The organism is Terriglobia bacterium (genome assembly GCA_036496425.1).
Taxonomy (GTDB): Bacteria; Acidobacteriota; Terriglobia; order 20CM-2-55-15; family 20CM-2-55-15; genus 20CM-2-55-15.
The window spans coordinates 50,260-62,679 of sequence record DASXLG010000202.1; the positions used below are offsets into that span (position 1 = coordinate 50,260).

At 59.1% G+C, this 12,420-nt stretch carries 8 protein-coding genes; 1 reads left to right on the forward strand and 7 read right to left on the reverse strand.

The window, feature by feature from the left end:
* Positions 1 to 5 precede the first annotated feature (5 nt).
* The 7 genes from VGK48_14670 to VGK48_14700 form a co-directional block, all read right to left on the reverse strand.
* Entirely contained in the window at positions 6 to 3,311 is a 3,306-nt protein-coding gene (locus VGK48_14670) for an efflux RND transporter permease subunit (protein ID HEY2382419.1), read from the reverse strand.
* Positions 3,308 to 4,612: an efflux RND transporter periplasmic adaptor subunit gene (locus VGK48_14675; protein ID HEY2382420.1), complete on the reverse strand. Its 1,305-nt coding sequence runs from the start codon at positions 4,610 to 4,612 to the stop codon at positions 3,308 to 3,310. The genes VGK48_14670 and VGK48_14675 overlap by 4 nt, the downstream gene beginning before the upstream one ends.
* A 109-nt stretch (positions 4,613 to 4,721) precedes the next feature.
* A complete protein-coding gene (locus VGK48_14680) occupies positions 4,722 to 5,357 on the reverse strand; it encodes a response regulator transcription factor (GenBank protein ID HEY2382421.1) in 636 nt (211 codons plus the stop codon).
* A gap of 8 nt (positions 5,358 to 5,365) precedes the next feature.
* On the reverse strand, positions 5,366 to 8,311 hold the full coding sequence (locus VGK48_14685; protein HEY2382422.1) for a two-component regulator propeller domain-containing protein: 2,946 nt from the start codon (positions 8,309 to 8,311) through the stop codon (positions 5,366 to 5,368).
* A 124-nt stretch (positions 8,312 to 8,435) separates the two neighbouring features.
* Positions 8,436 to 9,569 carry a glutathionylspermidine synthase family protein gene (locus tag VGK48_14690; protein HEY2382423.1) on the reverse strand — a complete coding sequence of 378 codons (1,134 nt, stop codon included), beginning with the start codon at positions 9,567 to 9,569 and terminating at the stop codon, positions 8,436 to 8,438.
* Complete coding sequence (locus tag VGK48_14695) at positions 9,566 to 9,874, reverse strand: hypothetical protein (GenBank protein HEY2382424.1); 309 nt, start codon at positions 9,872 to 9,874, stop codon at positions 9,566 to 9,568. The genes VGK48_14690 and VGK48_14695 overlap by 4 nt, the downstream gene beginning before the upstream one ends.
* Positions 9,875 to 10,090, reverse strand: coding sequence for a DUF350 domain-containing protein (locus tag VGK48_14700; protein HEY2382425.1), 216 nt, complete (start codon positions 10,088 to 10,090; stop codon positions 9,875 to 9,877).
* An 82-nt stretch (positions 10,091 to 10,172) separates the two neighbouring features.
* On the opposite strand from VGK48_14700, the gene VGK48_14705 reads away from it, so the two are divergent.
* Positions 10,173 to 12,362, forward strand: a complete 2,190-nt coding sequence (locus VGK48_14705; protein HEY2382426.1) for a fused MFS/spermidine synthase — start codon at positions 10,173 to 10,175, stop codon at positions 12,360 to 12,362.
* The last annotated feature ends 58 nt before the right edge of the window (positions 12,363 to 12,420 follow it).

Here is a 12,420-nt window from a genome sequence, read left to right on the forward strand (position 1 = left end):
GATTCCTAGCGGGCCGGCTCCGCGGCCTGCCCGAACGTTTCCATTTCCACGCTTTTGCCCGAGAGGCGGCGCGCCAGCCGCCCGAACCAGAGATAGATCACAGGAGTCGTGTAGAGCGTCAGCATCTGGCTGAAGATCAGGCCGCCAATGATCGTGATCCCGAGAGGCCGCCGGAGTTCCGCTCCGGTTCCCGTTCCCAGAGCAAGCGGGACTCCGCCGATCAAAGCGGCAACAGTGGTCATCAGAATCGGGCGGAAGCGCAACAAACATGCCTGATAAATCGCGTCGAGCGGCGCCATGCCCTGCTTTCTCTCGGCTTCGAGCGCAAAGTCGATCATCATGATCGCGTTTTTCTGCACGATTCCAATCAGCAGCACGATTCCAATCAAGGCGATAACACTGAAATCGTTGCGCGTGATCATCAGCGCCAGCAGCGCTCCGACGCCCGCGGACGGCAGCGTCGAGAGAATCGTGAGCGGGTGAATGTAGCTTTCGTAAAGAACGCCCAGCACGATGTATACGGTCACCAGCGCGGCCAGAATGAGGATGGGTTCGTTCGCCAGCGACGCCAGAAATGCCTGGGCCGTTCCCTGAAAGGCGGTCTGCATGCTCTGCGGCACGCCGATCTGCGCCTTGACTTCATCCACGGCCTTCACGGCATCGCCCAGCGACGCGTTGGGAGCCAGATTGAAAGAGAAAGTCACCACCGGGAACTGGCCCTGATGGTTGACGGTGATTGGAGACGATGTCAACTCCACGCGGGAAAACGCGCTGAGTGGAACCTGTCCCCCGTTCGGAAAAACAGCTGAAGCCGCCGAAGTGCTGTTGCCGAACACGGCGCCCGACGCCTGTGACCCGGATGCCGGCGACGTCGCCCCTGTCAGAATGGCGGCCGTCGATGTCGCCGCGGCATTTTTCGGACCTGTCGAAATACTGGTCGACGATGAGCCGCCTGAAACGATGCCGCTCGAATTGCCTGAGATTCCGGTACGGATGAAAAGCCTGTTCAGGTCAAGCGGGCTCTGCTGGAACTCCGGTTTCACCTCGAGCACGACGTGATACTGGTTCAACTGCGTGAACATCGTCGAAACCTGGCGCTGCCCGTAGGCGTCATACAGCGTCTGATCGATCGCCGAGGTTGTTATGCCGAAACGATCGGCGGTGTCGCGGTCATAAACGATGGTTGCCCGCAAGCCCTGCACCTGTTGGTCCGATGCGACGTCGCGAAGCTCCGGCCGCGATTGCAGCCCTTTCAGCATCTTCGGCACATATGAATTCAGCTCTGTGGCGCTCGGGTCTTCGAGGGTGTATTGGAACTGTGTGCGGCTGACGCGGTCCTCGACGCTCAGATCCTGGACCGGCTGCATGAAAAGCGTGATCCCGGAGACCTCCGCCAGCTGAGGCTGAAGCCGCCGGATGATGCTGGTAGCGCTTATCTTGCGGTCTTCAAGAGGCTTCAGGTTGATCTGAATGCGCCCGCTGTTCATCGTGGTATTTGTACCGTCGATGCCGATGAACGACGAAAGGCTTTCCACCGCAGGATCTTTCATGATTACTTGCGCCAGCACCTGCTGCTGCCGCGACATCTGCGCAAACGATACGGTCTGGGCCCCTTCCGAAATACCCTGAATCACGCCGGTGTCCTGAATGGGAAAGAAGCCCTTGGGAATCACGTTGAAGAGGTAAAACGTGAACCCGAGAGTTGCTGCCGCGACCAGAAGCGTGGTGGTTCGAAAACGGAGCACAACCTGCAGCGTCCGGCCATACAAAGCGATGATGCCGTTAAACACGCGCTCCGATACATGGTAGAAGCGGCTCTGTTCCTCTTCTCTCTTATAGCGCAGCAGTTTTGAACACATCATCGGCGTCAGCGTCAGCGACACCACGGCGGAGACCAGAATCGTCACGGCGAGCGTGACGGCGAACTCGCGGAAAAGACGGCCGACGATGTCGCCCATGAACAGCAGGGGGATGAGCACCGCGATCAGCGAGATCGTCAACGAGACGATCGTGAACCCGATCTGCTCCGAGCCCTTCAGCGCAGCCTGCATCGGAGTCTCGCCTTCTTCAATGTAGCGGCTGATGTTTTCGATCATCACGATCGCGTCATCGACGACGAAACCTGTCGAGATCGTCAGCGCCATCAAGGTCAGGTTGTTCAGGCTGTAGCCCAGCAGGTACATCACGCCGAACGTTCCGACCAGCGAAAGCGGGACGGCGATACTCGGTATCACCGTGGCAGCAACATTGCGAAGAAACAGAAAAATCACCAATACCACCAGCGCCACCGTGAGCATGAGCTCGAACTGGACGTCGGAGACCGAGGCGCGGATAGTGTTGGTCCGGTCGGTGAGGATGCTGACCTGCACGGTTTTCGGGAGCGTGTTCGTCAATTGCGGCAGCAACTGCTTCACACGATCGACGACTGCAATAATATTGGCCGCCGGCTGACGTTGAATATTGACGATGACGGCGGGAGTGCTGTTCATCCACGCGGCCTGCCGCAGGTTTTCCGTATCGTCTTTGACGGTTGCAACGTTGGACAGCTTGACGGGAGCTCCGTTCCGGTAGGCAACCACCAGACCGGTATAGTCTGCGCTGGAGAGCAACTGGTCATTCGAACCGATCTGGAAATCCTGCTGAGAACCGTCGAAGTTTCCTTTAGCCTGATTCACGTTCGCGGCGGCGATGGCGCTGCGCACATCCTCGAGGTTGATGCCGTACGACGCCAGCATTGTCGGATTCGCCTGAATCCGGACAGCCGGTTTCTGCCCGCCGCTGATGCTCACCAGACCGACGCCCGGGAGTTGCGAGATTTTCGGAGCAAGACGCGTATCCGCAAGGTCTTCGACGTTCGAGAGCGGAATATCGGCAGAACTCATCGCCAGTGTCAGAATCGGCGTGTCCGCAGGGTTGGTCTTGCTGTAGACGGGGGGCGCCGGGAGATCCGGCGGCAGGTACGTTCCGGCGGCGTTGATGGACTGCTGAACCTCCTGCTCCGCCACGTCGATGTTCAAACTGAGACTGAATTGAAGGGTGATAACCGAACTGCCGTCGGAACTGGTCGACGTCATCTGCTGCAACCCCGGCACCTGCCCGAACTGGCGCTCCAGAGGAGCCGTGACCGACGAGGCCATGACATCGGGACTTGCTCCCGGATAGAACGTCACAACCTGGATGATCGGATAATCGACTTCCGGCAATGCCGAAACCGGAAGCTCTTCGTAGGCGACGGCGCCGGCGAGTAGAATGCCCGCCATCAACAACGACGTTGCAACCGGGCGCAGGATGAACGTCCGGGACGGGCTCATGAATTTCCACCCTGCTTGTCTTTCGGGTTTTCTCCCTGGATCTGCGCACGAACCGCGCTGCCTTCGATCAACTTGTCCACACCGGTCAAGACGACGGTGTCATCCGCATCCAGGCCGGTTGTGATTTCGCTTTGATCGCCCTCGGTCGTTCCGATCGTGACGTTGCGGAGCGTCACCGTTGAATCCGGCTTTACAAGGAAGACATAGGTGTTCGTTCCGGACCGCTGAATTCCTGCCGAGTTCACCAGCACCACGTTCTGTTTTTGCTGCACCAGCAGCCGGATGTTGACGAACTGGCTGGGGAACAAGGCGTCGTCCTTGTTGTCGAACGTTGCGCGCAGGCGCAGGGTGCCGGTGGTCTGGTCGATGACGTTGTCCAGAGTCGTCAGGGTCCCCTGGGCAATCTTCTTTGCCATGTCGTGGGAGAAGGCATCAACTTGAAGCGTCTGTCCGGCGCGCATCCGATTGCGTATATCGGGAAGCTGATCTTCCGGAATCGTAAAAATCACGCTGATCGGTTGAAACTGAGTGATGACAACCAGTCCATTCGTGTCCGACGCGTGCACGATGTTTCCCGGATCCACCAGGCGAAGTCCGACACGGCCGGTGATCGGCGCCGTGATCTTGGAGTAGAGAAGATTCAACTTGGCGCTGTCGATCATGCCCTGATCGGCTTTCACTACGCCTTCGTTCTGGGCCACCACAGCCCGCTGGGTCGCCAGCTGCTGTTCCGGAATCGCGTTCTGCTGAAGAAGCATTTGATAACGGGTCAGATCCACTCTCGCGTTGTTGAGGATGGCCTGATCGCGACCCAGTTGCCCTTCATATTGATCCAGCTGTGCCTGATACGGACGCGGGTCCACCTCCATCAGAAGCTGGCCTTTCTGAACGAGATCGCCTTCATGGTAGAGAATGTTGATCAGTTCCCCATCCACCCGCGTCTTTATCGTGTCGGTGTAGATCGGTGTCACCGCGCCAAGCCCCGTCAGGTATACGCCGATATTGCCGCGTTTCGCGCGAGTGGCCACCACCGGCACCGCATTGGAATTCGCCTTCTGGTCGGCCGAAGCTTTGTTCGCCGCCTGCGTGCCCTGGGGACTGCCGCCTCTGAACCAGTAGAGCCAGGCGCCAACGCCCAGCAAAACGAGGACAAGCAGCCAGCCCCATCGGCCCTTGCCCCCGCTTTTGGGAGGCGGCTGTGGCGGTAGCGTCGTGTGCCCGGGCGACGGCATCTCCCGGATCGTGGGTTCTTTGATTTCAATAGAAGATTGTTTGATTTCGTTTAATGATTCTGGCGTCATCGAGACTCAAGTGTGGGCTCTGTTTGCGGTTAGCGCTACTGCAAAATGACAGATCGGTGTATATGTCAAATGACATATACAAAGGGCCGTGTTTCCAGCGCAGCCGCTCTTACCCGTCAACCCGGAGGATGCCGCGCTGGAGCGCGATGGAAACGGCGTGCGTCCGGTCGGAGGCCCCGAGTTTGGCCAGGATGTGCTGGACGTGGATCCGGACGGTGCCGTCCGAGGTGCCGAGTTGATCCGCGACCTCTTTATTGCCGAGGCCCTTGGCAATCAAGGAAAGCACTTCCTCTTCGCGGGGAGTCAGCGCGGGCTGCGGCAGATATGCCGCGAGGCGTTCGCTGACTTCAGCGGGCATCAGCCGCTTGCCGGAATGGACGGTCCGTATCGCGCGAACCACCTCTGTGTGAACCATTTCCTTCAGGAGGTAACCCTGCACGCCGGCCTTCAGCGTCCGGTAGATTTCCTGATCGCCGGCATAGCTGGTGAGCGCGATGATTTTCGCATCGGGAAATTCACGAAGGATGGCTTCGGTGGCGGCGATACCGTCCATACCCGGCATCCGCAGATCAATAAGGGTCACATCGGGCACATGGATCCGGAAGAGTTCCAGCGCTTCCTGGCCGGTGCCGGCTTCGGCAACCAGATGGATATCGGACTCCGCGGCGAGAATCCAGGCGATTCCCTTGCGAACCAGCGGATGATCGTCCGCGCACAAAACGTCGATGCGTCCGTCGGCGCCCATAAATAGGTTTACGGCGCCGGCACGAGCACGCGAACCGTCGTTCCCTGGACCGGACCGGTGAGAAGCTCGAACTGTGCTCCGATCTGGCTGGCACGCTCGCGCATGCCTGTCAGACCGTAATGCCCGGCCGCGGGGCCGGCGGCATCGGCCAGGCCCTTGCCGTCGTCCTGCACCGTTAAGCAGATGGAGTTCTTTGCGAAGCGCAAGCCCACTTCAATCGTGGTGGCGTCCGCGTGCCTGGTGGAATTGGCGATCGCTTCCTGAGCAATCCGGAGCAGATGTCCTTCGACACTCGCCGGCAGGTGAGAGGGACCGCGATCGAGCTTGAGTTTGAGCTGAATATCTTTGCTCTTCGTGATCTGACGGGCAGTCTCCGCGATTGCGGCTTGAAGCTCCGCGTCTCCGCCTTTGACGGCGCGCAGGCCGGCAATGGATTGCCGCGCTTCTCTCATGCATTGCGCGGCGTCCCGGATCAACTCATTCAATCGGCTTTGGCCCTGGCCGGCAGACAGACCTGTAGAGATCGCCTGCATTCCCATCGTGATGCCGGAAAAGCCTTGCAGCAATGTATCGTGAAGCTCTCGGGCAATGCGGCCGCGTTCAGCCAGTACGATCTCGAACTGCTGCCGCAGGCTCCGGACACGCATGTGCCAGACAAGCCAGGCAACAAATAAGAGGCCGGCGCCGCAAAGTGGAAAGAACCAGGCGCGCTGATAGTAATAAGGAGCGAGGCTGAACGCGACCGCGCTCCCGGATTCATTGCACAACCCATCGACGTTGCACGCGATCACACGGAACTGGAATTTGCCCGGAGGCAGATTCGTGTAGTAAGCGTCGCGCCGCGTGGAAGCGTCGGTCCAGTTTGTATCGTATCCTTCGAGCTTGTAGCGGAAGCGGATTCCGGCAGGCGCGAGGAAACTCAACGCCGTGTAGCGAAACTCCAGATCCTTGCGGCCCGCCGGTGCCGATCCAATAGCAGCCGGGGCTTCCTTCCGGCTATTCACGATGACGTCCTCGATAACGACCGGCGGGGCCGGCGCGTTGCGCTGCAGCTTCGCCGGATCGAGCACGAGCAGACCGCGAATGGTCGCAAACCAAAGCGTTCCATCCTTCATCTTCCACACGGCAGGCTGCACTCCGGATCTGCTTTCAATGGTTCTCAGACCGTCCAGCGGGCTGTACGGCGTGCTGACGAATTTCTGAATTTCGCCCTCGGCAAACTTCCGCAGATCCGATCGATTCACTGAAAAGATGCCTTTGCTCGATGCCATCCAGAGCCGGTCCTGGCTGTCCTCCGCAATGCCGTAGATTTCGTTGTCGAACAGGCCGTCCCGCATGAAATAGCTGGAGACTTTTCCATCCTTCAACAGGCGCAGGCCGGCGCCCAGCGTTCCCATCCACAGCAGGCCCTCCTGGTCGACGAAGAACGTATCGACCTCGCGCAACGGTATATCGGATGGAGCAAACTCGCGGAAGGCGTGGTCCTGATAAATCTTCAGGCCGGCTTCGGTCGCTGCCAGAAAATGTCCGGCCTTGTCCTCGCCTCCCGCCACGGCGGACAGCCGTGAAGCATCTTTCGGCTGGATGAATCTGCCGTTCACGAACATGCTGAGGCCTGAAGGCGTTCCAATCCAGAGAGCGCCGGCGTGATCGTGGAAGAGAAACCGGATGTGATTGTCCGCGAGTCCCTGGTCGCGCGTGTAAGTTTCGACGACGCTGCCGTGTCTGAGCAGATTGAGCCCAGCGTTGGTTCCGACCCAGAGGTCTCCGGCGGGATCTTCCGCAAGGGCATAGATTTCATTTCCAGCCAAGCCCTGCTTCGTCGTGAGCACGGTGAGGTGCCGGGCATCGTCAAACCGGCAGAGGCCGGCGCCGATCGTACCGACCCAGACGGTGCCGTCGCGGTCTTGAAGGACCGGACCGACGTCGTTCGTCGGCAGGCCTTCGCTGACGGTATAAGGAATGGTCCGGCCCTCAAGAAACTGATTCAGTCCGTGCTTCGTTCCAGCCCAAAGGCTGCCTTCGCGGTCTTCGTACAGCGAATAAACCGTGCTCTGGGACAGGCCGTCTTCGGTCCGATAACTTTCGAACTTCCCGTTGCGGAACCGGCTGAAGCCGCTTTTGGTGCCAATCCACAGCGTCCCGTCGCGGCCTTCGATCAGGGAGTAGATCCAGTTATCGGGGAGGCCGTCCTTCACGGTCATCAGATGTTCACGTCCGCCGGCGAAGCGGATCAAGCCGTTCGTGGTGCCGGCCCACACGGCGCCGTCATCGGAACACAGGAGGGCGCGAATATCCCCATATTCGGGCATCGACGTCAGCGGGTGATTAATAAAGGAGGAACCGTTCCAGGAACTCAGACGATTGCCGTCTCCGCCCACCCACAATGTGCCGTCCGGAGCCTCACATGCCGAGCGGACATTATTTGAGGGCAACCCTTGAGGCATGCCGTACATCGTCAGTTTCCCTTGATTCAAACGAGCGAGGCCGGTAGACGTACAGGCCCAGATGTTTTCATTGCGGTCCTGCAACAAACACTGCACGGTCGAACGCTGCGGTTCGTCCTTCTGCAGGTATTGCGTCGCCACACCGTTTTCCAGCCGGATGAGGCCGGCCTCGTTTGTGCCGACCCAGAGGTTGTGGTGCTTGTCTTCCAGAATGTTCCGGACCCATGCGCCTTTCAGCGGCGGCTGGGCCGCCGGCGACGTGCTGGCCATTTCCGAGAAACGGACGCCGTCGAAACGGACAAGGCCCGCTTCGGTTCCAAGCCACAAATAACCGTCGTGGGTTTGCAGGATCGATGTGATCGTGGCGTCGGGCAACCCCTGCGGCGCCTGCCAGATACGATGCACATATTGCGTCAGTGCGCGGTTGGGATCGAGCGCGAAGGCCGGGATGCAGAGAAAGAGCAACAGCAGGACACCGGCCAGCGAAAGGCATTTTGGACGCAGCATATTACGATTCGATCTTACTGCCGTTCGCGAAACACGAAAAGGGGAAGGAACGCAAGAAGCACAAAAGGCACAAGAAGGGCGGGTCTTTCTTGTGCCTTTTGTGCTTCTTGCGTTCCTTCCCCTTTTACCGAAACAAGTGCGGGACAAACCGGCTGAGGTTCGTGGTGATCGGGCCGTCGGACTCGCGAATTCCCATACCGCAGGCGCCTTGATCGATCACGTACCAGCTTCCGACAACCGGATAATTCCCCTCAAACGCCGGAATATGTGCAGCGGCCTGATACACGAACGCGCCGTCGCCGTAGTTCCCGGGCGTGTTCACGCGCGGGCCCGAACTGCCGACGAGCGTGACGTTCGCGCCTTCACGCGAATAGAGCGGCTTGCGGATGTAGTCGACCATCAATCCGGGATTGTCGATGTGCGCTTCGAGCAGCAGCGGATGCTGGGGAAACAGTTCCCAGAGAATCGCGAGGATGCCTTTGTTCGACGCAACCATTTTCCAGATGGGCTCGATCCACTGCATCGCGGAATGCGTGTCGATCAGATGCTGCGCGAAGGCTTCGCCGAGAAGCCACTCCCATGGATACAGCTTGTAAATGCTGTGAATGCGATTGCCGGCAAGATCTACGAAACACTCGCCGTTCCATCCGATCTCGGCAACGGTCAGCGCCTCGGTTTTGTAGCCCGATTGCTGAGCGAGGTCGCGGAGATATGTCACCGTCATCATGTCTTCCGTATCCGCGGCATGCGTGAAATATAGAGGCGAGCCGTCGATGTAGTTCACCAGCTCCGTGAACTTCGCCAGAAGCTTTTCGTGGATGGAATTGAACTGATCGCAATTCTTGTGCGTGTCCTGCAGCCAATACCATTGAATGATCGAAGCTTCCAGCAGAGCCGTCGGCGTGTCGGCATTGAATTCGAGCGCTTTGATGGCGCCCTTGCCATCGTAAGCAAGGTCAAAGCGCCCATGCAGCGCCGGAGGCTCCTGGTTCCACGCCGATATGATGAGCGGCACAGCGGCCGCCGGAATGCGCAGCTCGGCGAAACGGTTTTGATCGATCACGCGCTGAATCGCCGCAAGCCACATGTTCCATAGCTCATTCGTCGCCGCTTCGAGCGCATCGACTTCTTTCGCAGTGAACTCATAGAACACGGACTCGTCCCAATAGCGCTGGCCGTCAGGCGTGTGATAGATCAGCCCCTGAGATTCGACGGCGGATCTCCACGACGCGCGCTCGGGTTGTTGTTTCCGGATCATTCGCCGCCTCCTCCACCGTGCGCGCTCGCTCCGAATCCGCCGCGGCTGATGCCGGAGGACGGCGTGGCATGGCCCTCGATCACGGTCTCGCCCGGAGCAAAGGCCCGTGACGAATACCACCAGTGATAGTAGCCACCCGGATAGTGCGCTACGTCGTGGCAATACCGCTGGTCGACGACGACATTACTTTGATTCACGCATTGCTGCCAGTCCTGATGGTAGGCGTCACGCGCATTGAAGCGCGCGAGCGCCGCGGCGGCAACGGCGGAAACAAATGCAATGCGAACGGTCGTCGATTGCTTCATTTATCGGATGGCGGTGACGATGATGGCAGCGATTCCAAGAAGGACGGCCGAAAGCTTCAAAGCAGCGGCCATGTTTCCGTTCTCAATCTGCATTTTGTAATCGATGGGGTCCAATTTGTCGAACAACCACGAGCCGGCAAAAAAACTGAAAACGCCGACCAATGTCCACCACAGGACATTCAACGTCTCCGCCGGGTAGTGTGCGAGTACTTCCATAGTTTGCCCTCCAGGGTTGAGTTTCAGGATGTTCGCTTATTTCTGGATGCCGTACAAGGAAAGAGGAGACAGAATACTGGCGATGACTACGCGTATTTTCGCTCCAACGATCTTTCTGAGCGCCTTTCTGCTGTTCTGTTTCGAGCCGATGATCGGCAAAATGATGCTGCCACTGCTCGGCGGCGCGGCGGCCGTCTGGATCACGTGCCTTCTGTTTTTTCAATTGATGCTGCTGGCGGGGTACGGGTACGCGCTGGTGCTGGAGCGTTACCTGCCGGCGCGCGCGCAGATCATCGTGCATGCGGTGATGATGGTCGCGGTGCTTTTCTTTCTTCCGATCCATTTCGTGACTCGGCCGGACGAAGCGGCCTCCATCAATCCTTCGGGCTGGCTTCTCTGGCAGCTGGTGAAGTCCGCGGGCATTCCGTTCGGCATCGTATCGACGACGGCGCCGCTGCTTCAGGCCTGGCTCACGAAGACGAAGGCGGCTGCGGCGCGCGACCCTTACTTCCTCTACGCGATCAGCAACGCGGGAAGCCTGATCGCACTGGTCGCCTATCCGCTCTTGATAGAACCGCGCATCGGCGTGCGGGAACAGACATGGTTGTGGTCGACGGCGTACGCGCTGCTGGGCGCAATGCTGATTGCGGCGGCAGCGGTCGTCTGGAAGACCGTTTCAAGCCCTTCCCAGGAAGCGACCCCATCGGTGACGGCGGAGATACCGTCCTGGCGGCAGCGATTGTTCTGGCTGGCGGCGGCGTTCGTGCCGTCGGGTTTGATGCTGGCCGTAACGAATCACATTCTGCTGAACCTGGCGTCCGTGCCGTTTCTATGGATTCTTCCGCTTGCCGTTTACCTGATGACGTTCATGGCCGCCTTCGGACGAAAGATCCACATTTCCTCGAAGGCTGTTTCCGCCGCAGTGCCTGTCGTTCTGCTCCTTCTGTTTCCCTTCGCCGCCACCAGCCGCGCTGTCGACGTTAAATTCCTGCTGCCGCTCATTGCGGTGCACATGTTGATTCTGGCCGCAGGCGCGCTGCTGTGTCATACGGCGCTTGCGGCGCGGCGGCCGGATCCGCAGCACTTGACGGAATTCTATTTCTGGATCGCGCTGGGAGGCGTGCTGGGCGGCGTCTTCACGGCAGTCCTGGCGCCATTCATGTTTCGGACGGTGATCGAATACCCGCTGCTTGTGGCGGCGATCGCATTTTTCCGCGAACCGGGGGAACCGAAAACAGAGATCAACGGCGGTGATTTGATTTTTCCCGCGGTGCTGGGCTTCGCGGTGATCGGTGCTTCGAAGCTGTTGCGGTCGCATGGCGTGAACTTCACCTCGGATCTCTGGACAAGCATCGGCCTGGACATCGTCATCATCCTCTTTGCCTACCTGCTGCGGCATCGGGTGTTCCGCTTCGGCGTGGCAATGGCGATTCTGATTTTCGCTTACCAGCGTCTGCTGCCTCAGTTCTTCGGAGGATCGGAGTTCATCTACATGGCCCGGGATTTCTTCGGCGTGAAAGGCGTGAAGTACGACTTCAACACCAACTCACGCCGGTTGCTGCACGGCGACACGCTGCACGGCATCGAGAGCCAGGATCCGGATTTCATCGGGCACCCCGTCGCTTATTACGATCCGACCGGACCTGTCGGCGATGTCATGGACATGTTGAGCGAGCGTGGGGGTAACCAGCACGTCGGCGTGGTGGGATTGGGAACCGGCAGCATGGCAGGATGGACCGCTCCCTCGCGCCACATCACGTTCTTCGATATCGACCGGCAGATGATCGACATCGCGATGAACTACTTCACCTTCCTGCCGAGCTGCGGGAAGAACTGCGATGTGATTGTCGGCGACGGCCGCCTGTCCATCGAGAAAGCCAATGCCGGAGAATTCGATCTCCTGATGCTGGACGCGTTCAATTCCGATTCGATTCCCGCGCACCTGGTCTCGCGCGAGGCGATCCGGATGTATCTGACGAAACTCAAGCCGGACGGGTTCCTGTTGTTTCACGTCTCAAACCGGTACATGGACGTCGAGGCGCTCATCTCTGCCGTGGTGACGGATGCGAACCTGGAGGCCCTCGTCCGCCACGACGATGAACAGCAAAATGACCTCAAAGCCAGGTCACACTATATCGTTGCGGGCCGGAATGCCGCGGCTCTCGGCGCCTTGGAGCATGACGCCAACTGGATGAAAGTCAAGAAACCGGACAACGTCGCCGCCTGGACCGACGACTATTCCAACATGCTGGCCATTCTGCGCTGGCATTGACGGGCCGCGCAACGCAGGCTAAAATGTCTTCATCATGACTAGACGTGCGGAGCAGATC